Genomic DNA, 22,458 nt, shown 5'->3' on the forward strand with positions numbered 1-22,458 from the left:
TATAAAAAAAGCTGACATGACGTCAGCTTTTTTGTGTGTTCTGAACCCGTGGGTTCTATACCCTTGATCAGATATTCATTGTTGTCAAATCAGGTGAATTGGTCGAATAGGCTATCTGTACTTAAACCTTCGTGTTGCAAAATGTCTTTTAAGCGACGTAATGCTTCCACTTGAATTTGTCTTACACGTTCACGTGTTAAGCCAATTTCACGACCAACATCTTCAAGGGTTGATGGCTCATAGCCCAGTAAACCAAAACGACGAGCAAGTACTTCACGCTGTTTCGGGTTTAACTCTCCAAGCCAATCAACAATGTGCTTGTTGATGTCATTGTTTTGTACTTCGCCTTCTGGACCGTAGTCTTTCTCATCGGCGATAATATCTAATAACGCTTTGTCATTTTCACCACCGATAGGTGTATCCACCGAGGTGATTTTTTCGTTTAAACGCAGCATCTTAGTAACATCTTCAACCGGCTTATCTAAGCACTCTGCAATTTCTTCTGCAGTGGGTTCATGGTCAAGTTTCTGCGTTAATTCACGGGCTGTTCTTAAATAAACATTAAGCTCTTTGACCACATGAATAGGTAAACGAATCGTACGTGTTTGGTTCATGATGGCACGTTCAATGGTTTGACGTATCCACCAAGTTGCATAAGTTGAAAAACGGAAACCTCGTTCTGGGTCAAATTTCTCAACGGCTCTGATAAGGCCTAAATTACCTTCTTCAATAAGGTCTAGTAGCGCAAGGCCACGGTTGTTATAGCGGCGGGCAATTTTCACCACTAAACGTAAATTACTTTCAATCATTCGCTTGCGAGAGGCTTCACAGCCTTTCAGTGCTTTTCGAGCAAAATAGACTTCTTCTTCTGCGCTTAACAGCGGAGAAAAACCAATCTCACCAAGATACAGCTGTGTAGCATCTAAATTCTTGGCAACTTCTTCTTTTGCAAAAATTTCATCTTCGTTGTCGACTTCTTCAAGTAATTCAGAAGACTCTTCTTCGACTACCGTGTCATCAAATTTATCGTCAATCGCGTCAGTTTTTTTCTCAAGTTTTGCTGTGTGACCCATAAGCGTCCTCCCGAGCAAATATGTGATTGAGCTAAATCACTTTATCAATACCCTAAATGGCTAAGGTAGATACTTAGCAGGATTGACTGCTTGACCCCGATAACGAATTTCAAATCTCAAAGCCGTAACCGTAGAGTCTGAACTGCCCATTTCTGCTATTTTCTGCCCCGCCTTTACTTCCTGTTTTTCCTTTACAAGCAACTTTGAATTGTGCGCGTAAGCACTTAGGTAATCATCATTGTGTTTCAAAATGATTAAATTACCATACCCCCTCAATGCGTTGCCCGCGTATACCACAGTTCCATGTGCAGCAGCTACAACAGAAGCCCCTTGTTTATTAGTGATCTGTAACCCTTTAAAGCCATTCTCTTTATTAGAGAAGCGTTGCGTTACTTTACCTTTAGCAGGCCAGTTCCATACAACTTTTGCATTAGAATTACGTTTTTTTTCACTAATTATTTTGTTGGCTTGTTTCTGAACATACTCTCGTTGTTTTGGCTGATCAAGCTCTTTCTTTAATTTTTTGTTATTTTTTTGTATAGAAACAGTAGACTTTTTACTCGGATTCGTATATTTTTTCGTCTTTTTTTGTTTTTGTGCCGATTTTATGAGCGAAATATTCTGCCCAGGGAAGATGGTATAAGGTGCTGGAATATCGTTTATTTTTGCGAGGGTTCGAAAATCTTGCTGAGCACTAAAAGCAATTGAATATAAAGTATCGCCCTTTTTGACTACATATTTTGAACCTGAGATATTAACTTTGCGTGTGGCGGGTTTAACTTTATTATCTAAACTACTCACCGGTGCTGGGGCTTCGCGAGAAGTACAGCCAAAGAGCAAAATACTAAGAAACAAAGTAACATAGACTGTTATCTGCCTGCTCATCGTAAAATGCTCCTTATCGTACTAGTTTAATGGTTTTACGGGTTATCGCAGTAAAAAGTACGCAACCACAACTAAAACAACTAATCCCCAGCCAAGCGCTTCAACATATTGACGTAATTTCTGCTCCATTTTAACGCCGCCCCACTTCATTAAAGCCGACACTAAGAAAAAGCGTGCGCCACGACCAATTGCCGAAGCAATTAGAAACGGCAGAAATGCCATTTGCATCAAACCTGCACCTATGGTGAAAACCTTATAAGGTATGGGGGAGAATCCCGCTAAAAACACCACCCACACACCGTAGTTTTCAAACCAACTTAGCGCTGTGTCAAATTTCGCTTGCCAACCCATTTGCGCAATCAGCGGCTCGACCACAGGTTCGAATAACCAAAAGCCAAGTAAGTAACCTAAAATACCACCAATCACTGAAGCAATCGTCGTAAAGCTGGCAAAACGCCATGCTTTATCTGGTTGAGCAAGTGACATAGGTGCTAGCATGACATCCGGTGGTACCGGAAAAAAAACAGATTCAGCAAAACTCATCCCTGCTAAATAACGCTCTGCATGGCGATGTTTAGCCCATACCAGTGCCATATCATATAACTTAGTAAACAACTTCAAAGTTTAACGTCCTATTCAATATCACCAGGTACCAAAGGTACAAATCTTACTGGTGCAACTTTATGTTCTGTGAAAGTATCGCCATTTCTAACGACCATCATTAATTGCTGATCTTGCTCACCGATAGGTGCAATCATAACGCCCCCATCAGCCAATTGAGCAAGTAACCCTTGTGGCATAGTGGCGGCTGCAGCTGTAACAATAATCCCCTCAAACGGCGCTTGTGATTGCCAGCCTTGCCAACCATCACCATGTTTCATGGTGACATTATATAAATCGAGTTTGTGCAAACGGCGTTTTGCTTGCCACTGTAGTGCTTTTATACGCTCTACCGAGCACACTTTAGTGAACGTTTTTGCCAGTATTGCCGTTTGGTAGCCAGACCCTGTGCCAATTTCGAGCACTTTATCACGTACGCCCGCTAAGCGAAGTAGCTCAGTCATACGTGCGACAATATAAGGCTGCGAAATCGTTTGTCCTTGACCAATTGGCAATGCGGTATTTTGATAAGCTTTGTGCTGTAAAACATCATCGATAAAAATGTGTCTGGGTGTTGAGGCTATCGCTTCAAGCACAGTGCTGTCTTCTACACCTTCGCGTTTCAATAACTCTGCTAATGCCAGTGCGCTGCGATTATAATTAGTCAGCACTATTAATCTCCATATTTGCTAACCAGCTATCGACTGCTTGTAAACTTTCTTTCGCTGTCATATCAACACTAAGCGGGGTCACTGATGCGTAACCATTATTTATGGCGTAAAAATCAGTGCCTTCACCTGCATCACTTTCAGCACCAAGGGTACCATACCAATAAATGTCACGGCCCCATGGGTCTTGTTGTTTCGTCATGGTTTCAGCTTTATGACGCGAACCTAAACGGGTTACCTTGACTCCTTTTAGCTCAGTAAGTGGAATATCTGGCACGTTTAAGTTGATGATTTGATCTTTCGGTAATGGGTGCGATGCCAATTCTTTGATAATACTCACCGCAACCGCAGCTGCAGTTTCAAAGTGATTTCCTTCTTTAGAGCATAACGACACAGCAATGGCAGGAAGTCCTAAGTGGCGACCTTCAGTGGCGGCGGCAACAGTACCTGAATACAAGGTGTCATCACCTAAATTGGCGCCGTGGTTTATTCCGGCTACCACGAGATCTGGCTGCTGCTCGGTTAACTCGTTAACCCCTAAGTGTACACAGTCAGTCGGCGTGCCATTAATTGAAATGAAACCATTATCAAGGGTAGTTGCACGCAGCGGATTCATTAACGTTAATGAATTACTTGCGCCACTGCAATTGCGATCTGGCGCCACTAAGGTCACATCTGCAATTTGCGTTAATGCATGATACAAAACCGCAATCCCTTTAGCATGTACGCCATCATCATTGCTCAATAAGATTTTCATTTACGCATCCTTTTGTTTTTGTTCTCTGGGGCTTGCATCTTGATAGTCCACCAACTCACGCAGTAAGGCAGTAGCAAAACAGCCTTTTGGTAGACCAAAACTTAACTTTAAAGTAGTTTCGTCAATCGTTTCAACGGCTAATGAGTCTGGGATCAGTCGTAACATTCTACGCTCATTCTTAAGGCCAAGTTCGCTAAGGCCTTCTATCCAAGATTGATAAGGTTCTAGCCACACTTTTTCGGTTTCGGTCAGGCCTTTTTCGCCTTTACCAACCATGGGGGCCGACATCACAATATCACCAGACGCTAAGCGAGCAATATTGTCATCACTAATGTTGTCTTCAAAAAATGCATTACTGCCGCAGAGCATAAACACTTCGTGGTGCATTGTTTTTGCAAGGCCATGCTCGGCAACCCGCATACTCACAATTTCATTAAATACATAAGATCGTGCAGCTGAAATAACTAAACCACGCAATTTTTTATCGCGGATACGCTCTCCAGCAAACATGCGCTTTGCCATTTCAAGGTTGTGACCACCATGCCCAAAGCGCTGCTCACCAAAGTAATTAGGCACCCCTGCACGCACCGCGTTGATACGGCACAAAATATCCAGCGGCTCAGTCACGTTGCGTAACGTAATGGTAAAGCGATTGCCTTTATGGCAACCCGTTCTGAGCTTACGATTATGACGCTGTTGCGAAATTACAAAAAATTGCTCGTTATTCAGTTCACTAAATTCTATGTGCTTTTTAATTGGTACTGGCACGCTAAACCACTGTGTACACACGCCATGACGGTCTTTTAAGCCTGCATAACTCACGTCACGAGGGGATACCCCTGCTTTTTCGGCAATGCGTTTCGCAATAAACTGAGTATTTTCGCCTTTTTTTACAACCTGCAAGCAAACATGTTCACCAGAACCAGTAAACTCAATACCTAAGTCTTCATCAACCATGAAGTCTTCGGCGTGAGTTTTAAAGTCAGCCTTAGAAAGAGGTTTACCGTATAGGTAGTTTAACTCACTCATGCGCTTAGTTTGCTCATAATCACCACTGCGTGGCTTGAAATACCTTCTTTGCGGCCTTCAAATCCTAGCTTCTCTGTGGTTGTTGCTTTCACATTAACTTGTGAAATATCAGCTTCAAGGTCTTGGCATAAGTTTTCACGCATTGCTTGAATATGTGGCAACATTTTTGGTGCTTGCGCAACAATCGTCACATCGGCATTGCCAAGTACGTAACCTTGCTCTTTAGCAAGCCCAACCACGTGGCGTAGTAAAATTCGGCTATCAATATTTTCGTATTCGCTCGCAGTGTCTGGAAAATGCTTGCCAATATCCCCCATTGCTAATGCACCTAAAATAGCATCACACAATGCGTGAATGGCAACATCACCATCTGAATGCGCTAAAAAGCCTTGTGGGTAATCTATTTTTTCACCACAAATTACCAACGGGCCTTCGCCGCCAAATTTGTGTACATCAAAGCCATGGCCAATTCGAATCATGAGGTACTCTCGTTTTGTTGTTTTTGCAGTAAAAATGCTGCTAAATCTAAATCTTCTGGGGTGGTGATTTTAATATTGTCACTGCGACCGGCAACCAGCTTAACAGGCTGCTTAGCCCATTCAATTGCCGATGCTTCATCAGTGATAGTCACACCATTTTTAAGGGCACTTGATAGCGCATTAGTCAGCGCTTGATAAGGGAAAAACTGAGGAGTGAGTGCCTGCCATAAATCATCACGAGGCACTGTTTGCTCACTGTGGGTATGACCGCGCTTAATGGTGTCTTTTACTTTTGACGCTAAGATACCGCCTTCATTGGCAGCGATGCATTCTGTCATTAAACGCTGAATATCAGCCAAACACACTAACGGCCTTGCCGCATCGTGCACAAGTACCCAATCAGGTGGATTATCAGCAAGTGATAGCAAGGCGTTAAGCACTGAATCAGCGCGCTCTTTACCACCACTCACACGCTCAATACGCTTATCTATGTGTGGTAAATCAGCAAAGTAGCCGTCATCATCGCTAATTGCTACTTTGATGGTGTTTAATTCGTTAAGTTCTGCAAGTTTACTCAGGGTGTGTTCTAAAATAGTTTTACCCGCCAGTTCAATATACTGCTTTGGCGCCGAATGCTGCATTCGACTCCCTACCCCCGCAGCGGGAACAATGGCGGTTATAGTTTGCTTAATTTTCATTTTGTTGTTGGCCCGGCAAAACGCGAATAAAGGTTTCGCCAGGTTTAATCATTCCTAATTCATTACGCGCGCGCTCTTCGATACCTTCTTGACCAAGCTTTAGATCTTTTATATCTGCTTTAAGTACAGTATTGCGCTTTAATAATTTCGCGTTAGTGTCTTGATGAGAGGTAACCGCTTGTTTCAGACGAGTGTAATCTTGCACACCATTATGACCAAACCATAAACGATATTGCAGAAATAAAGCCAAACATAACAAGGCGAATTGAAAAACCCGCATTGAACACTCCTTCGCGGTTAAATTAAGTCAAAGGGCGTTTTAAATTACGCCAATTTATATTGCTTGCTAGTAGCATTTCTCTTAATGACAAACGCTTAGGTGTGATGCGTTTATTAAATTGCCATTGATGACCGCAACACGCCGCCGCCATCACTGCCTTTGCAGGCTTAAGCAGTTGAATATGCGTGTTTTCTAGCGATTCACCTGAAGTATCAAACCAACCAAGCTCGTTGCAATGTACCTTATTGTCGCTTACTTGATCTAAGCTGTCTATGCGCACAGTTGTACATTGCTCGTCATTAATTAGCACGGGAACAATTAACCCGCGCTTAGCATGTTGACTATAAAAGTCTTTTGAGTCTTTTTTATTATAAACAGGTGGCGTTGTTTTTTGTTTTTCAAGCCAACTGCCATTTTGTGAATCAAGCTGTAATGGTGCATCGCCACTAACTATACGCATGGCTAAACGCTCAATATAGTAAGGCAAACTTGCTAATAAGCGTTTAAGCCTTGCAGTATCAGGTTCATCGACTAAACGCGGGATCTCACGAGCATAAAATGCATTACATAACTGCGCATACAAAGCACGTTCGGCATCAGTTTGCCAAATTTCGGCTTGTTGCGAGTGTTCGCTCTGTGAAGTTGGTTTAGACAATGCGCGCTCTTATAAAACAATTGCTTGACTGTTTTATAGCATAGAGCGTTTATTGAGCGCTACTTTACTGCGCCTTTTTTACCCAATTTTGCATTACCAGATTCTAAAAACTGCACCACCGCATCACGCTTTTTACCTAGTAACAAACTACCATCAGCTAAAAACATAAAGTTTTGCCAACAACGCTTAAAAACGGCAAAGCTGGTTTCAATGATATTATCGCGAGCCATACAAAAATAGACCGTCGTGTTTGCTTCCCACGCTAAGTGGTTTAGGATTTCTTCAGGTAACTGCTCGTCGCCCGCTTCCCATGCGTTTTCCCAGTTAATGGTCTCTGAAAAGCTGTCGTCTTTGCCGCACCAATCTGTTTTATCAAAAAAGTCAGGGTGATCATGCTCTCGGCTCACCATGGTAGTCCATAAGACCGCAGCGCGTTCAGCACTCATTGGCTTTATTTGCGCTGCGTCTTCGCTGCTTATCGGCATATCTTTATGACGAAAAACCCAGGCTTTTTTGTATTCATCTAACGAAATATAATTCATAGTTCAGGCAGTTTGTTTCAGCGTAAAATGTGCAAACTGCAATTATACCCAAATGACTCCAAGATGCGAGATAAACACATGACAATCAAACCCGGTATTTACCAACATTACAAAGGTCCAAAATACAAAGTTGAATATGTTGCCACTCATAGCGAAACGAATGAGCCATTGGTAATTTATCAAGCGCTTTACGGCGAATTTGGCATGTGGGCACGCCCACTTAGTATGTTTACAGAAGTAGTTACTGTAGAGGGCAAAACGGTACCGCGTTTTGCATACCTTTCAGACGCCGACTAACTGTGGCATCATGACGTTATTAATCACTGCTCAGACCAGATAAGGTGACATCGTGCTTTTTAATTCAACCGATAACTACATTGCCAGTAACTCATTAAAACAAGCGGTTAACGCAGCGATATTGCTCGAAAAACCCCTGCTTATAAAAGGTGAACCCGGCACAGGTAAAACTATGCTGGCCGAGGAACTTGCAAAAAGCTTAGACACTACGCTAATTCAATGGCATATCAAATCAACCACTAAAGCGCAGCAAGGCCTGTATGAATATGATGCGGTATCTCGTCTTCGCGACAGCCAGTTAGGTGATGAGCGTGTGCACGATATCAGCAACTACATTGTAAAAGGGAAATTATGGCAAGCCTTTACCTATGGTGAGCAACATAACAAGCGCCCTGTGCTATTGATTGATGAAATAGACAAAGCCGATATTGAATTTCCCAACGACTTGCTATTAGAGCTCGATAAAATGGAGTTTCATGTTTATGAGACTGGCGAGCGCGTTGTTGCAAAGCAACGCCCGATTGTAATCATCACGTCAAATAACGAAAAAGAGCTGCCAGACGCCTTTTTACGTCGTTGTTTTTTCCATTACATTGATTTTCCAAGTAGTGAAGAAATGGCACAAATTATCGATGTGCATCACCCGCATGTTAAACAAGATTTAGTTCGCCAAGCACTTGAGGTGTTCTTTAATCTACGTGACGTAAACGGCATTAAGAAAAAGCCATCAACCAGCGAATTACTCGATTGGTTAAAGCTACTAATGGCCGAAGACATTGATGCTAAAACACTGCATGATAAAAGCCAAAAAGGCGGCCTAATGCCCATGTTTGGCGCGTTATTAAAGAACGAGCAAGACATTAGCTTAATCGAAAAACTTGCGTTTATGAGCCGACGTTAAGATGTTAATTGCGTTTTTCTTTAAGCTTCGCGAATACCGCTTACCAGTTAGTTTGCGAGAGCTACTTGATTTGATCAATGCGCTCAAGCAAGGGGTTATTTTTGCTGACGTTGACGCGTTTTATTATTTAGCGCGTACCATCATGGTTAAAGATGAAACCCACTTTGATCGTTTTGATAAAGCCTTTGCAGATTACTTTAGTGGCGTGGCCGACCTTGATCTGCTCGAAAGCTTAAAACAGCAACATGCCTTGCCTGATGATTGGCTACGCAAAGAGTTTGAAAAGCACTTAAGCGAAGAAGAAAAAGCGCAATTACAAGCCATGGGCGGCCTTGATAAACTCATGGAAACCCTCAAGCAACGCCTTGAAGAGCAGCAAAAACGCCATGCTGGGGGTAATAAGTGGGTGGGTACCGGTGGCACTTCACCATTTGGCGCCTATGGGTATAACCCTGAAGGTGTGCGCATTGGTCAAGACGGTAACCGACATCGCCGTGCGGTAAAAGTGTGGGATAAGCGCAGCTACCGAAACCTTGATAGTGACCGTGAAATCGGCTCGCGCACCATTAAACTCGCTCTAAAAAAACTGCGTAAATTTGCCCGTACTGGCGCCAGCGACACTCTCGATTTAACCGAAACCATCCGCGCAACCGCAAAACAAGGCGGCATGCTCGATGTGAAAATGGCACCAGAGCGCCATAATGCGGTAAAAGTATTGATGTTGTTTGATATCGGCGGTTCAATGGATGATTACATTCATACCTGCGAAGAGCTATTTAGCGCCGCCCACAGCGAGTTTAAACACCTTGAGTTTTACTATTTTCATAACTGTTTATATGAGCATGTTTGGCAAGACAACGAGCGTCGTCACTCAAACGTCATTGATACCATGACCTTGATTAACAAGTTCACCAGCGACTACAAGGTGATCTTTGTTGGCGATGCCACCATGGGCCCTTACGAAATCGCCTACCCCGGTGGCAGCGTTGAGCATTGGAATGAAGAGCCCGGTAGCGCTTGGTTAAACCGCATAACCAATCACTTTGATAAAGTCGCTTGGCTCAACCCACAGCCCGTTGAACACTGGCGCTATTATCAATCAATTGATTTTATAAAGCAGTTAATGGATAACCGCATGTACCCACTCACGCTAGATGGGATTAGTAATGCGATTAGGGAGTTGAGTTAGAGCTATCAGCCGTCAAACAGCATAAAAGCTGAGAAATGAATGTAAAGTTATAATTGTTTATAAATACAAATAACTAAGCCCCTTCTCGATCAGCTATAAACTGACGGCTGAAAGCTGACAGCTCCCATTTACATTCCCTTCCAAACCAAAAACACCAGCGCAAAGCCCACTAAGTAAACCAAACCTAGCCAGCTTAGGGTGCGTAATAAAGGTGAGTGATGAATGCTGGGTTCTGAGCGCACTAAACTAAAGTTCAGCCACGCAAATACTGGAGTAGTAACAAAAGCGAGGGTCATAGCAAAAGTGAGCATTGGGCCAAGGGCTGATTTAAAGAATAAAATCACTGCCATGCCAGAAAATGCTTGTAGTAATAACCACATATTTAAACTGTGCTTAGATTGTTTAATCGGTAGCAGTTTATGCGACTCATTTAATGTTCTCGCGTAGCCATCAAGTACCGTAAGCGTGGTGCCAAACATACATAAAAAAGCGATACCTGAAACCAGAGGCCTTGCCCACTCGCCCATGGTGAGGGCATACATATCAATTAGCTGCTTGGCAAAGGCGACTCCACCTAATTGCACTGCTTGTGCTTGGCCATATTGCACTAATACGCCTAATGAGAAAAACACTAACGCAAGTGCTGCGGTAAGCCAGTAGCCCAAATTAAAATCAAACAAGCCTTGTTGTTTTGTCACTGGTTGTTGGTGCTGCTTTTCTTTTAACCACAGTGAGCTAATTGATGATATTTCGATAGGCGCAGGCATCCAGCCCATGAGAGCGACCATAAAGCCGAGCATAGCAAGTTCGTACGGCGACGGCCCCACATAGTCAACCGGTGCCATTGGGCCATTATTAATAGCAACAACTAGCGCAGCTAAAGTGGTAACTGTTAGCAGCCCCATAATGAGCTTTGAAACGTTATCGAGCGCCTTAAAGTGCCCTAATAATAAAATGAGCAAACACACAGCCAAAATCAGCCAGCATAATAAGGTTACAGAAACTGTGACAGGTAATGCATAGTGCAGTAGGCTGGCCGTTAATAATAAAACCCCCGCAGTATTCACTACGGCGGCGACTATATTAAGCGCAATAAAGCTATAGAAATACCCAGGTCCTTTTTTCTTGTAGCCCTCAACTAAACTTTGTTTGGTCGCAAGGGTGTACTCCATACCGAATCGAAAGAATGGGTACTTCAATACGTTAACTACAATGATTAGCCAAAATAGCTGCCAGCCGAATAACGACCCGGCTTGTGTTGATGCTACTAGATGTGAGCCACCAATGGCGGCTGTAGCCATTAAAATCCCCGGCCCTAAAGCATTTAATTTAGACTGCCAATTTGATACTGCTGATTGCATAAGTTGTGTGTGTTTTATTCTTAGTTACAAGCAACTTACAGCGTTTTAGGTGAGATTGGAAGGCAATAAGTTCTATAAAACCAATTTGAAAAAATATAGTAATTATCTATTAAAATTCAAGTATTAGAGTTTCTAATATGATAGCAGGTAAAATCTTTCAACCAATTTAGGTTTTTGCGTACGTACACTCTATCTTTACGGTGATTATCTAAATAAATATGCTCAAAGCCAAATCTATCTAGATGCCTACTTGAGTGCTTAATATCAATTACCGCAAACGTAAAATTTATTTTCGACAAACATTCTAAATCCAATACCTCTAATAGCTTTTTAATTAAGACAGAACCATCTTTACTATTTAAAAAATACGCAAATGAAAAGTAAATGCAATCACACTCATTTATTAACCCTTGGTTAAAAAAACCTTTTTCATCAATATCTCCTTTACAGTAAAGTTCAAATAAAAAACTATCTGTAAATGCAATTTGAAGTACAGATCTAAGAGTATCACCTTCAATTATTCCAATACTTATAGTCTGATTTGACAACAGTATCTCTCTTTGTTCTTTGTAGCTATAAGATACTCCGTTTATTTCGTATTCTCTTTCTTTATTTATAAACTGCTCTAAGTAAGGTAACAAATCAGCATTGGTTTTTATTGATATCACCATCGATTATAAAATTCTACTCTAGCTTTATTGCTTGTTGGTGTATTGTGCCTTGCACTTGTAATCACTTCACCTTCTGCTAATTGAGCTAAACTATCTAATTTGTATAAAGCACTACCAAAAACATCGACCCCATTATCTGTACAATAGAATGACAATTGAATATATCGTGATTCTGTTATTTTTCCTTTAAATTTATAAATAGTGTTACTATTTATAGCTTTTATTTTACCACGAATAGATGAGCCAAACTGTTTTACTTGAACATCCTCTTCATGGATATAATTTTCTCCATCATAATATGATACTTTCCAGCTCCCCTTTAATTTTGGAATTCCTCTAAACTGTATTTTTCTTATTACATTCACGGAATTTAGTAAAACCCCTCCTAAAACAACACCAAAAACATTAATTAACACTTCTTTGTACATCAAACCTCCTTTTGAAATAAGATTAAAGTGTAAAGCCACATACCACCATCTAAATAAACTAGATCTATTATCTTTATAGATCTACCAAACTTAAAACAAGTAAAAATATAAAAAATCAGTCTATGATAATTAGCCAAGTTTGAAAATCGTTGAAAACAATTAATAGTTAACCTTCATACACGAAAATATCACTATAAAAGTGCTTTGATTTGATAATGGGGTATTATTTAGCTTCATTTCATAAATATATTAAAACCAAAAAAGCCAAGCGTTTCGCAACGGTTGGCTTTTTCAGATTTAGTTTAAGGCTAGCCAATTAGGCTAGCGCTCTGTGATTAGCTCAGGTTCATTTCCTGAATGATTTCGTGGGCAATTTCCGGAGTTGTACTTACCGGCTTTTCGTGTAGTTTGGCTTTCATTTGCCCTTTACGATGTTTCAGTGATGCATCAAGTTTTTTTGCAGCATTTGCAATTGCTGGGTACATCACCTCGTCTTCACCTTTTACTGATAAACGCGCACCTTCATAGGTTGTACTGATCTCAGCTTGGTGTTTGTGATGTTCTTTTGAAAGAATAATATCAAGTGATATTAATGATGGAAAATGGCTAGCAATTTTCGAGAATTTCTCGTTGATATGAGCTCTAACAGCCTCAGTAACGTCAACATGATGACCAGAAATATTAATCTTCATAGGGTATCCTTTTTTCTTGTTACCTCACAGTTAGTATTGGGGGCGAATTGAATTAACACAAGCGAAAATTGCAGATAATTAGTAATTGATTGTAACCACAGATGATTTAGATCATGCGTTGCGGATAAAATATGCAAAAGCCCGCATCGCACGGGCTTTTCAGAGAGGTTAACAACTGCTCATTAACTATACGAACAACAGTAATCAGCAAATTCGCTGACCTTTACTAGAAAGGTAACATTTGCATCAACGGTAAATGACTCTCCAGCTTGCATTGTTTGCCATTCGCTCTCACCGGGTAAAAGCACTTGCCAACTGCCACCGTTAAGCTCCATCAACTCTTTTTTGCTCGTAGCAAATTCAAACTCACCCGGTTGCATAAAGCCTAACGTCTTCGTGCTGCCATCAGCAAATACCACAGTACGGCTAGACACTTTACCGTCAAAATACACATTGGCTTTTTTCAGCACACTTACATTATCAAACTGAGACATCCTCACTCCTGTTGTTTTGTTATTAAGCTACAGACAGTGCCAGTTGTCGGTTTAGCATTCAAGGGGGACTGAGTGAGAAATAATCAAGTCGGGTTAGCTGTAAGCTGTCAGTTTTGAGCAGCTCGTGCAATTGTGGTAGATCGTGCTTTAGCGCGAGAATCTCAATATTATTGCTTTAGTTTAAGTTCAAAAATATGGCTTGAACGCTTTGTTACACACCTTGCATCCAAGTTCAATAGATACCACAAATAGGTATCTAATGGTATTAAGAGCCATATCATGGCTAAACACACTAGCATTACTTTGGGTGACCATTTTGACAGTTTTATAGCAAATCAAATTCAAAGTGGTCGCTATGGATCAGCGAGTGAAGTCATACGCTCCGCTTTACGTTTACTTGAAAGCCAAGAAACAAACATGAACATTTTACGCCAATTACTTGTTGAAGGTGAAAATAGTGGAGTTGCGGATTATGAACTTGATTCGTTTATCAATGAGTTAGATAACGAAGAAAGAAAATGAAGCCCTTTCAATTAACTAACAAGGCAAAATCTGACTTCTGGTATTCAACCAAAAAGCATAACTTTTCACGCGAAATAAATTTCACGCCTACGGTGAGGGGTTTTTAAAGCTGATGGCTGACGGCTGAGAGCTAAAACCGTTGGGTTTCACTCCGTTCTACCCAACCTACCAGTCAAACACAAAAAAGCCCGCGCTGTGCTATACAGGGCGGGCTTTAAAATTTTAGCGGCTTAAGCTTAGAACAAGGCGTTTGCTTTGTTTACGATGTTTTCAACAGTGAAACCAAAGTGCTTGAATAGCTCGCCTGCAGGTGCTGACTCACCGAATGTAGTCATACCAACTACTGCGCCATTTAGACCTACGTATTTGTACCAGTAGTCTGCGATGCCCGCTTCGATTGCTACACGGCGTGTAACGCTTGCTGGTAGTACGCTTTCTTTATACGCAGCGTCTTGCTCATCAAATAAATCAGTTGAAGGCATAGATACCACACGTACTTTTTTACCTTGTGAACGAAGTTCTGCAGCGGCATCTTGTGCAAGCTGTACTTCAGAACCTGTTGCAATAAGGATAAGCTCTGGCTCACCGTCACAGCTAAGTACGTAACCACCTTTTTTCACATCGGCTAACTGTTGTGCAGTACGCGCTTGTTGCTCAAGGCCTTGACGAGTGAAAATGAGTGACGTTGGGCCATCTTTACGCTCAATAGCTTGTTGCCATGCAATCGCTGACTCAACTTGGTCACATGGGCGCCAGTTAACTAAGTTAGGCGTTAATCGCATGCTTGCGATCTGCTCTACCGGTTGGTGCGTCGGACCATCTTCACCTAAACCAATTGAATCGTGCGTGTATACGAAGATACTTGGTTGCTTCATTAGTGCCGCCATACGTACTGCGTTACGTGCGTATTCCATGAACATTAAGAATGTAGCACCGTAAGGAATAAAGCCTTTATGCAGTGCAATACCATTCATAATCGCTGACATACCAAATTCACGTACGCCGTAGAAAATGTAGTTACCGCTTGCATCGTTTGCTTCTAGGCCTTTTGAGCCATCCCAAAGTGTTAAGTTAGAACCAGCAAGGTCAGCAGAGCCACCCATGAATTCTGGTAGTAACGGACCAAACGCGTTTAATGCATTTTGTGATGCTTTACGTGTTGCAGGGTTTGCAGGGTTTGCTTGTAGCTCTTCGATGTAAGCTTGTGACTTTTCAGCCCAATCTGCCGGTAGCTCACCGTTTGTACGGCGCTTAAACTCAGCAGCAAGTTCAGGGTATGCACTTTCATAAGCTGCAAATTTTTCGTCCCAGCTTGCTTCTAGTTGCTTACCTTTTTCTTTGCCATCCCACTCGCTATAGATATCAGCTGGGATTTCGAATGCATCGCCAGTCCAACCAAGGAACTCACGAGATGCTTTAATTTCGTCTTCACCTAGTGGTGCACCGTGACAATCATGGCTACCTGATTTATTAGGTGAACCATAACCAATCACTGTTTTACAACAGATTAATGATGGCTTATCAGTAATGCTACGCGCTTCTTCGATAGCGGCGCGAATTGCATCAGGGTTATGACCATCAACATCGCTAACTACGTGCCAGCCGTATGCTTTGAAGCGCGCTGGTGTGTCATCGCTGAACCAACCTTCTACTTCACCATCAATTGAGATGCCGTTGTCATCCCAAAACGCAACTAGTTTACCTAGGCCTAATGTACCGGCTAATGAACAGGCTTCGTGTGAAATACCTTCCATTAAACAGCCATCACCCATGAATGCATACGTGAAGTGATCAACAATATCGTGGCCTTCACGGTTAAACTGTGCAGCTAGCGCTTTTTCGGCAATTGCCATGCCCACTGCATTTGTGATCCCTTGACCTAATGGACCCGTAGTAGTCTCAATACCTGGTGCATATCCATACTCTGGGTGACCCGGTGTTTTTGAGTGCATTTGACGGAAGTTTTTAATTTCCTCTAGTGGTAAGTCATAGCCACTTAAGTGCAGTAGAGAATAGATCAGCATTGAACCGTGGCCATTCGAAAGAATAAATCGATCTCGGTCTGCCCACTCTGGATTCGTTGGATTGTGCTTTAGATAATCGCGCCATAGTACTTCTGCGATATCTGCCATGCCCATAGGGGCGCCAGGGTGACCAGATTTGGCCTGTTGTACTGCGTCCATTGATAAGACGCGAATAGCATTTGCAAGTTCTTTGCGTGATGGCATGAATTCTCCTACCTTTATGTATTTGCGCTGGTTGTTTATGAAGCCCCATTCTTACTTATTGTAAGGGTACAGTGCAATTAAAAATCCGCATTAAATGCACCATTTATGGGCGTTTGTTAAGAACAATACGTTATTACTAATTTTAAATGGACGTCTAGGCGTAAAATTACTATGCAAACATATTTGTTTTAGATAAAATACGCCCCTTAATTTTTTAGCGCTATTACCGACGTTTGTGAAGCGCAATATTTGTGAGCAGAAATACAATGGCAAAACATTTATTTACTTCTGAATCTGTTTCTGAAGGTCATCCGGATAAAATCGCGGACCAAATCTCTGACGCGGTTCTAGATGCTATCTTAGAGCAAGATTCTCATGCCCGTGTTGCATGTGAGACTTACGTTAAAACTGGCATGGTGATGGTTGGTGGTGAAATCACAACTAGCGCTTGGGTTGATATCGAAGAAATCACACGTAAAACAGTACGTGAAATCGGTTACACGCACTCAGACATGGGTTTCGATGCTGACTCTTGTGCAATCCTAAACACTATCGGTAAACAATCTCCAGACATCAACCAAGGTGTTGACCGTGCTCGACCTGAAGAGCAAGGTGCTGGTGACCAAGGTCTAATGTTCGGTTACGCATGTAATGAAACTGACGTGTTAATGCCTGCACCAATCACTTATTCACATCGTCTAGTTCAGCGCCAAGCTGAAGTTCGTAAAAGCGGTGAGCTTAACTGGTTACGCCCAGATGCAAAATCTCAAGTAACGTTTGCATACGAAAATGGCAAGCCTGTTGGTATTGATGCCGTTGTTCTTTCAACTCAACACTGTGATTCAATCTCACAAAACGACTTAGTTGAAGCGGTAATGGAAACGATCATTAAGCCAGTTCTTCCAGCTGAGCTAATCTCTAGCGCAACTAAGTTCTTCATCAACCCAACTGGCCGTTTCGTAATCGGTGGCCCAATGGGTGACTGTGGTCTTACAGGTCGTAAAATCATCGTTGATACATACGGCGGTATGGCCCGTCACGGTGGTGGTGCTTTCTCTGGTAAAGATCCATCAAAAGTTGACCGTTCAGCTGCATATGCTGCTCGTTACGTTGCTAAAAACGTGGTTGCTGCTGGCCTTGCTGACAAATGTGAGCTACAAGTTTCTTACGCTATCGGTGTTGCAGAGCCAACATCTATCAGCATCGAGACATTTGGTACAGGTAAATTAGAAGAAGCGCGTCTAATCGAATTAGTACGTGAGCACTTCGACCTACGTCCTTACGGCTTAATCCAAATGCTTGATCTTGAGCGTCCTATCTATCAACCGACTGCGGCATACGGTCACTTCGGTCGTGATGAGTTCCCTTGGGAGCGTACAGACAAAGCAGACGCACTTCGCGCAGCTGCTGGCCTGTAATAGGTTAGATAAAATGAAAAAAGCGCCTTTTGGCGCTTTTTTTATGAACACGAACCTAACTGACTTATTAAGTTATCTCGCGAGAACTGATTATTGGTTAATTGCTCTGTCAGTGCTTGTAGCGTTTTATAAACGCTTTTTAGCGATACCTTATTGCTCAACCAATGCGGGATTGAGCCACCCGGATCAGCATAGGCCTGATGGCTTACCAATAAATTACTTTGCTGCTCTTCTAAACGCCAATAAGCCCTGAGCTCTTTAATACGCACAACCCCAGAGACTTCTGCTTTAGCGTATGGCTGACTGATAATTTTTAGCTCTGTTTTATGTTCACCTAAGGCATGATAACAAGAGTAACTCACCAAATCGCGATCTAACACCGGCCAAGGCGAGTTAAAGTGAGTGTAAACAAGGGTTTCTGAGGGGCTTAAGCGCTCCATTAAAGTCACGCTTTTAACATTTTCGAGCCAATTGGGCGCGTTGTCGGTATCACTTAACAGCGCCATAAAGTCACTGGCCTTAGCATTTTTTACCAGCACAGAAGCATTAATTTCTATAATGCCAGTTTCGTGCTTTTTATAGCTAACCTTTATATCGTCTTGCTGTTTGTAGGTTTGCCATTCAATAGGGTTAGCCACTGCCGAGAGACTCAAACATGCTAACCCTATCCATAGGCACAAGCGCATTTATTTAAAACCAATAAGGGTCTGTATTAAATGACGCGTGGCGACTTTGCTCCATTGCACTGACCAAAAATTCTGACTTTTGATCAAGCCATGATTGAATTTTTGTTAGCTCTAAGTCGTCTTGCCCTGCACATAACTGCTTTAAGTACTCAAGGGTGCTTAACTCATAAATACCATGAGAGATATCAACCCACGGCATACGAAACTCGTTTCGATCTTCTTTATCGAACAAAGCGCCTAAGCAGTTGCCGCTGAGTAATGAGTTTTCAAGGCGGGTGCGCAGTGCCAAATAGTCTTTATCTGTAAACACTTGCTGCTCAGGAATAAGTTCGTGCATATCGTGCCAATCTTTAGCAAATAAACGCTTAGCAATATCGGCAACAGGTTTTTCAGCAGCTTGAAACTCAGTTTGCCCCCATGACTTACGCCATTGTTTTTCAATCAACCAGGTTGTTAATTGTAATAATAAGCGATTGTATCGGGTGCTATGGAAAAGTTTTTCGATATCTTCAATGCTTGGCTGCAACTCTTTTAAGTCATTAATAACTTGAGTGAGCTCAGGCGCACTGTTGATTTTTTTGTAGTACGCATGGCGCTTAGATGTGTAGGTTTTTAGCTGAATAGCATTTTCAACCCATGCTAATTCGCTTAATAACCACTTTAATTCTGTACGTAATGAGTCGGTATCGTCTTTACTAACAATATCGTCAAACAGCCAAAATGTATGGCGAATCAAACGAATACCGTCGGTGACACGCTTAAGGGTTTTTAAGCTTGGTTTTATGAAGTAGCAGGCTTCATGTTTTTGTACAAAGCGAATCGCGTAGTTAATGCTTTCTACTAAGGCTTGTTCTTGGGTTGCACCACGTTTTAGTGGTACAAAACCAATTGATTTACTTGCTTTTAATGGTTTGTCATCTGCAAGACGATAACCTCGAGCAGCTTTAGAATAAAGCCCTAAGCGAACATGGCTTTCACTAACCAGTTTATCTGCCAAAGCAAACAACTCATTGCGACTACCTTCAATCAGTTCGATTTCAAGTTCAGAGATTGGCTCAACTTGGCCCGATGCCGCCACTTCACCTTTATCTAATACCACTTCAATTTTTGCGCCATTTTCGGTTTCGAGTAACCAAGTACGGCGTATAAAGTTAGTGCTAAAAATTGGGTATAGGTTTTCTGCGATGGCAGGCACTTGCATACCATGCGGCCAAATAGCAGCATCAAATGCAAGTAAATCAGGGCGATTACCTGACAGTGGCAAATTGTATTCAGGGCGCTGATGTAAGCCACCCACCACTTCGCCAGCAAGCTTGATGGTTTGCTCACACTCACCATCACAACAGCGAGTACGAAGGCCAATATCTAAAGCACGTAATTCTCGGCTTGGCGTATCGTAATAAGCATTTTGTAAGTTGCGTGACGGTTTATTGGTAACGGTTTTTGCAAATTGGGTAATTAATGCGGGGATCAGTGGAACAACGGCATCTGACACCAAAAACTTCAGTTCTATCTCAGTATCCATTCGCTTTGCGGAGTACATTTAAAATAAATAAGTGATCAAAATAAACAAAGCAGACTGTTAATGCAAATTTTTTCCTGTTTTTTGCGGTTAAGCCCACGCACGGATTACAATATCAGCCTTGCTATTAATAGTTGAAATCCCTACTATCTCTATACATAAAGAAATTATAAATTTAGCCACTTCTAGGCAAGATCACATTAACAAGGTAGATTGATGTTAAAACAGTGTATTTTTGGGTTGCTCCTTGCGGCCACCTCTTTTATTAGCTACGCAGAAGAAGCACCAAGCAGCGACAGCCAAAACACCGCCTACATAGTCGATAACCTGTACACCTTTATGCACTCAGGTCCAAGCAAAAACTACCGCATTTTAGGTTCAGTCGATGCAGGCACACAAATAGTGTTATTGTCGGGTGAAGATAATGGCTACTTTAAAATTCGTGATGATAAAGATCGTGAAGGTTGGGTAGAGTCAAAATTTGTTACTGAAAACGCGGGTATTCAACAACAGTTTCAAGCGCTGAATAACGACATGACGGTAATGCAAGAGCAGCTTCGACAAGCTGAAATTGAACTACCACAACTACAAGAGCAGAACAAATCACTAACAGAGCAAAACCTAGCGCTTAGCAAGCAAATTGAAGCACTTAAAAGTACCATTGAGTCTGAGCGTAACGCTAAGCAAACAGCCAGTGCCAAAGAGAAACGTCAGTTATTAACTTATGGCGGCGCAATTGCGTTCATCGGCTTACTACTTGGTATTATCCTAACTGTGGTGTTATCTCGTCGTAAACGTTACGACGGCTGGGCATAAACCTCCTCCCCATTTTGACAAAAATAAACCCTGCATTTTGCAGGGTTTATTTTTTTAAACTTATCCACTTTTTACTCAAGAGCATTTTTGTCTAAGAGTATTAAACACTTCTTGCTTTAACACTAAAAACCCCTCTTTGTAACCTAAGATAAGCAATAACAATATCAAGCCTCCAGGCAATAGCACTGCAATAAGCAGAGGGCCTAAGATAAAGCTATAAAAGCAAATACCAGGTACGAATAATACATAACCAATTAAGCGTTTTAATTTATTCATAGTGCAACCATCCATTTAATTGAGCGCGCTCATTTTAATATTGAGCACGCTCAATTTACAACACCTTTGATTGAGTTTTTTTTAATTTCTGGTTAAATAGCATAAAAATTGGAGTGTTCAGTGACCAAAAAAGAGCAAACAAAACAACAGATACTTACAGCCTCATGGCAGCTTTTTTCAGAGCTCGGCTACCACCAGACCAGCACACGAGATATTGCAAGAGCAGCTAATGTCGCCAATGGCACAGTATTTAGTCACTTTGCGACTAAAGTTGAGATTCTTAAATACAGTTTTGAGAGTGAACTAGAAGATATTCTAAGCCGCGCTAAACACTCAGATTCGAGTACTACAGCGACAGATAGAATGTACCATTACGCTTGTTTTCTTTATGAGTTTTACCTTGCAAAAAAGGAGTTTAGCCGAGAGTTATTTAAAGAAATTATGTGGCAACAGCACGAGCTTGAACCGCAGCTTAAAGCATTCAAAAAGCGCCTGATCAATGACAATGAAGCAACCGCTTTAGATGCAGATATCATTATTGATATTTACTTTATGACGCTCATGGAAGGGCTTAATCAGGAAGACAGTTCTGTCGATTCGATGCTGGCAACACTCAAAGCAAAACTATCAAAAATTAACATCAATTAGGTTAGTTGTATAAACTGTAGCGCCGTTCGTTCAGTGCTACAGAAAGATAGGAAACCACTCGGTTTCCTTACGTTAAATATCGAATCTAAGGCCTGTGTCCTGTTTTATTTTTTCGATCACCATATAGGTGTGATGCGTACCCACTCCGGGAATATCAACTAAATCACCCAGTACTTGGCGATATTCATCCATATCTGAGACCCGTACTTTTAATAGGTAGTCATAGCCACCAGCGACCATGTCGCATTCAACCACTTGCGGAATATTCAATATATATTCGCGAAACACTTTAAATACCGATGTATTCGAGGTCACCAATGATACCTGTACATGTGCTAACAAGCTCTGGTTAAGTTTTGCTTCGCTAAGCTTTGCGTAATAGCCTTCGATATAGCCTTCTTGCTCTAAACGTTTTACACGATCTAGACACGGGCTTGGGCTCAGATTTACCTGTTTTGCGAGGTTTACGTTCGATATTCTGCCATTTTTTTGCAGAGCGTCTAAAATTGCTAAATCGATGCGATCTAACATGCGTAATCTATTCGGACTGGTCATAACAGAATTTTATGCGGCTAAGTTAACGGTATGCCCTGTAAATTATCGTAAATCGAAAAATTTAACCAGCATATTCTGCTGGATTTTA

28 protein-coding genes are annotated in these 22,458 nt (G+C 41.8%); 7 read left to right on the plus strand and 21 right to left on the minus strand.

The window, feature by feature from the left end; translation table 11 throughout:
* Nucleotides 1-89 precede the first annotated feature (89 nt).
* Genes rpoS through IRQ78_RS08460 form a run of 11 tightly spaced genes read right to left on the minus strand, consistent with a single transcriptional unit; the run spans nt 90 to nt 7,666 of the window.
* The gene (gene rpoS, locus IRQ78_RS08410; RefSeq protein WP_054551147.1) at nt 90-1,073 is read right to left on the minus strand and encodes an RNA polymerase sigma factor RpoS; all 984 of its coding nucleotides are present in this window, start codon (nt 1,071-1,073) and stop codon (nt 90-92) included.
* Between the two features lie 60 nt (nt 1,074-1,133).
* Nucleotides 1,134-1,958: a peptidoglycan DD-metalloendopeptidase family protein gene (locus IRQ78_RS08415; RefSeq protein ID WP_194441796.1), complete on the minus strand. Its 825-nt coding sequence runs from the start codon at nt 1,956-1,958 to the stop codon at nt 1,134-1,136.
* A 42-nt stretch (nt 1,959-2,000) separates the two neighbouring features.
* Entirely contained in the window at nt 2,001-2,579 is a 579-nt protein-coding gene (locus IRQ78_RS08420) for a YqaA family protein (RefSeq protein WP_054551145.1), read from the minus strand.
* Between the two features lie 11 nt (nt 2,580-2,590).
* Nucleotides 2,591-3,229, minus strand: a complete 639-nt coding sequence (locus tag IRQ78_RS08425) for a protein-L-isoaspartate(D-aspartate) O-methyltransferase (RefSeq protein WP_054551144.1) — start codon at nt 3,227-3,229, stop codon at nt 2,591-2,593.
* Nucleotides 3,219-3,983 carry a 5'/3'-nucleotidase SurE gene (surE, locus tag IRQ78_RS08430; protein WP_054551143.1) on the minus strand — a complete coding sequence of 255 codons (765 nt, stop codon included), beginning with the start codon at nt 3,981-3,983 and terminating at the stop codon, nt 3,219-3,221. Before surE ends, IRQ78_RS08425 begins: the two co-directional genes overlap by 11 nt.
* Nucleotides 3,984-5,012: a tRNA pseudouridine(13) synthase TruD gene (truD, locus tag IRQ78_RS08435; RefSeq protein WP_187490649.1), complete on the minus strand. Its 1,029-nt coding sequence runs from the start codon at nt 5,010-5,012 to the stop codon at nt 3,984-3,986. It lies immediately after the preceding gene.
* On the minus strand, nt 5,009-5,491 hold the full coding sequence (gene ispF / locus IRQ78_RS08440; RefSeq protein WP_054551141.1) for a 2-C-methyl-D-erythritol 2,4-cyclodiphosphate synthase: 483 nt from the start codon (nt 5,489-5,491) through the stop codon (nt 5,009-5,011). Before ispF ends, truD begins: the two co-directional genes overlap by 4 nt.
* Nucleotides 5,488-6,189, minus strand: coding sequence for a 2-C-methyl-D-erythritol 4-phosphate cytidylyltransferase (gene ispD, locus IRQ78_RS08445; protein ID WP_054551140.1), 702 nt, complete (start codon nt 6,187-6,189; stop codon nt 5,488-5,490). Before ispD ends, ispF begins: the two co-directional genes overlap by 4 nt.
* On the minus strand, nt 6,179-6,469 hold the full coding sequence (ftsB, locus tag IRQ78_RS08450; protein WP_054551139.1) for a cell division protein FtsB: 291 nt from the start codon (nt 6,467-6,469) through the stop codon (nt 6,179-6,181). The genes ispD and ftsB overlap by 11 nt, the downstream gene beginning before the upstream one ends.
* Nucleotides 6,470-6,491: 22 nt before the next feature.
* Nucleotides 6,492-7,124: a hypothetical protein gene (locus IRQ78_RS08455; protein WP_054560904.1), complete on the minus strand. Its 633-nt coding sequence runs from the start codon at nt 7,122-7,124 to the stop codon at nt 6,492-6,494.
* Between the two features lie 59 nt (nt 7,125-7,183).
* Nucleotides 7,184-7,666: a DUF2947 domain-containing protein gene (locus tag IRQ78_RS08460; RefSeq protein WP_063703236.1), complete on the minus strand. Its 483-nt coding sequence runs from the start codon at nt 7,664-7,666 to the stop codon at nt 7,184-7,186.
* A 63-nt stretch (nt 7,667-7,729) separates the two neighbouring features.
* Between IRQ78_RS08460 and IRQ78_RS08465 the strand changes: the two genes are divergently transcribed.
* The 3 genes from IRQ78_RS08465 to IRQ78_RS08475 are packed head-to-tail and all read left to right on the plus strand — an operon-like array spanning nt 7,730 to nt 10,053.
* The gene (locus tag IRQ78_RS08465; RefSeq protein WP_407681614.1) at nt 7,730-7,963 is read left to right on the plus strand and encodes a DUF1653 domain-containing protein; all 234 of its coding nucleotides are present in this window, start codon (nt 7,730-7,732) and stop codon (nt 7,961-7,963) included.
* Between the two features lie 52 nt (nt 7,964-8,015).
* Nucleotides 8,016-8,864 carry an AAA family ATPase gene (locus tag IRQ78_RS08470; RefSeq protein ID WP_138618538.1) on the plus strand — a complete coding sequence of 283 codons (849 nt, stop codon included), beginning with the start codon at nt 8,016-8,018 and terminating at the stop codon, nt 8,862-8,864.
* 1 nt (nt 8,865) lies between these two features.
* Nucleotides 8,866-10,053, plus strand: coding sequence for a vWA domain-containing protein (locus tag IRQ78_RS08475; RefSeq protein ID WP_054551134.1), 1,188 nt, complete (start codon nt 8,866-8,868; stop codon nt 10,051-10,053).
* A 128-nt stretch (nt 10,054-10,181) separates the two neighbouring features.
* Here IRQ78_RS08475 and IRQ78_RS08480 read toward each other — a convergent pair whose 3' ends face one another.
* From IRQ78_RS08480 to ppnP, 5 genes are all read right to left on the minus strand, one after another.
* Nucleotides 10,182-11,354, minus strand: a complete 1,173-nt coding sequence (locus tag IRQ78_RS08480; protein ID WP_407681615.1) for an NRAMP family divalent metal transporter — start codon at nt 11,352-11,354, stop codon at nt 10,182-10,184.
* A gap of 176 nt (nt 11,355-11,530) precedes the next feature.
* Nucleotides 11,531-12,085: a hypothetical protein gene (locus IRQ78_RS08485; RefSeq protein WP_194441797.1), complete on the minus strand. Its 555-nt coding sequence runs from the start codon at nt 12,083-12,085 to the stop codon at nt 11,531-11,533.
* Nucleotides 12,079-12,513: a hypothetical protein gene (locus IRQ78_RS08490; RefSeq protein WP_194441798.1), complete on the minus strand. Its 435-nt coding sequence runs from the start codon at nt 12,511-12,513 to the stop codon at nt 12,079-12,081. Before IRQ78_RS08490 ends, IRQ78_RS08485 begins: the two co-directional genes overlap by 7 nt.
* A gap of 335 nt (nt 12,514-12,848) precedes the next feature.
* The gene (hpf, locus tag IRQ78_RS08495) at nt 12,849-13,205 is read right to left on the minus strand and encodes a ribosome hibernation-promoting factor, HPF/YfiA family (protein WP_194441799.1); all 357 of its coding nucleotides are present in this window, start codon (nt 13,203-13,205) and stop codon (nt 12,849-12,851) included.
* Between the two features lie 182 nt (nt 13,206-13,387).
* Nucleotides 13,388-13,699: a pyrimidine/purine nucleoside phosphorylase gene (ppnP, locus tag IRQ78_RS08500; protein ID WP_054551131.1), complete on the minus strand. Its 312-nt coding sequence runs from the start codon at nt 13,697-13,699 to the stop codon at nt 13,388-13,390.
* Nucleotides 13,700-13,978: 279 nt separating this feature from the next.
* Between ppnP and IRQ78_RS08505 the strand changes: the two genes are divergently transcribed.
* On the plus strand, nt 13,979-14,221 hold the full coding sequence (locus tag IRQ78_RS08505) for a type II toxin-antitoxin system ParD family antitoxin (RefSeq protein WP_194441800.1): 243 nt from the start codon (nt 13,979-13,981) through the stop codon (nt 14,219-14,221).
* Nucleotides 14,222-14,457: 236 nt separating this feature from the next.
* On the opposite strand, the gene tkt is transcribed toward IRQ78_RS08505, so the two are convergent.
* Complete coding sequence (gene tkt / locus IRQ78_RS08510; RefSeq protein ID WP_194441801.1) at nt 14,458-16,449, minus strand: transketolase; 1,992 nt, start codon at nt 16,447-16,449, stop codon at nt 14,458-14,460.
* 266 nt (nt 16,450-16,715) lie between these two features.
* On the opposite strand from tkt, the gene metK reads away from it, so the two are divergent.
* Nucleotides 16,716-17,867: a methionine adenosyltransferase gene (metK, locus tag IRQ78_RS08515; protein ID WP_054551125.1), complete on the plus strand. Its 1,152-nt coding sequence runs from the start codon at nt 16,716-16,718 to the stop codon at nt 17,865-17,867.
* 41 nt (nt 17,868-17,908) lie between these two features.
* On the opposite strand, the gene IRQ78_RS08520 is transcribed toward metK, so the two are convergent.
* Both IRQ78_RS08520 and IRQ78_RS08525 read right to left on the minus strand, forming a co-directional pair.
* Complete coding sequence (locus IRQ78_RS08520; protein WP_171041494.1) at nt 17,909-18,520, minus strand: START domain-containing protein; 612 nt, start codon at nt 18,518-18,520, stop codon at nt 17,909-17,911.
* Between the two features lie 37 nt (nt 18,521-18,557).
* Entirely contained in the window at nt 18,558-20,078 is a 1,521-nt protein-coding gene (locus tag IRQ78_RS08525; protein WP_054551123.1) for a CYTH and CHAD domain-containing protein, read from the minus strand.
* Between the two features lie 213 nt (nt 20,079-20,291).
* Between IRQ78_RS08525 and IRQ78_RS08530 the strand changes: the two genes are divergently transcribed.
* Nucleotides 20,292-20,891 (plus strand): TIGR04211 family SH3 domain-containing protein, encoded by a 600-nt coding sequence (locus tag IRQ78_RS08530; RefSeq protein ID WP_054551122.1) that lies wholly within the window; start codon nt 20,292-20,294, stop codon nt 20,889-20,891.
* 75 nt (nt 20,892-20,966) lie between these two features.
* Here the strand turns inward: IRQ78_RS08530 and IRQ78_RS08535 are convergent, their stop codons facing one another.
* On the minus strand, nt 20,967-21,167 hold the full coding sequence (locus IRQ78_RS08535) for a hypothetical protein (RefSeq protein ID WP_054551121.1): 201 nt from the start codon (nt 21,165-21,167) through the stop codon (nt 20,967-20,969).
* 120 nt (nt 21,168-21,287) lie between these two features.
* On the opposite strand from IRQ78_RS08535, the gene IRQ78_RS08540 reads away from it, so the two are divergent.
* Nucleotides 21,288-21,815 (plus strand): TetR/AcrR family transcriptional regulator, encoded by a 528-nt coding sequence (locus IRQ78_RS08540; RefSeq protein WP_194441802.1) that lies wholly within the window; start codon nt 21,288-21,290, stop codon nt 21,813-21,815.
* A 72-nt stretch (nt 21,816-21,887) separates the two neighbouring features.
* Here the strand turns inward: IRQ78_RS08540 and IRQ78_RS08545 are convergent, their stop codons facing one another.
* Nucleotides 21,888-22,370, minus strand: a complete 483-nt coding sequence (locus IRQ78_RS08545; protein ID WP_054551119.1) for a winged helix-turn-helix transcriptional regulator — start codon at nt 22,368-22,370, stop codon at nt 21,888-21,890.
* Nucleotides 22,371-22,458: the final 88 nt, after the last annotated feature.

It is taken from the genome of Pseudoalteromonas simplex (assembly GCF_015278155.1).
Classification (GTDB): domain Bacteria; phylum Pseudomonadota; class Gammaproteobacteria; order Enterobacterales; family Alteromonadaceae; genus Pseudoalteromonas; species Pseudoalteromonas simplex.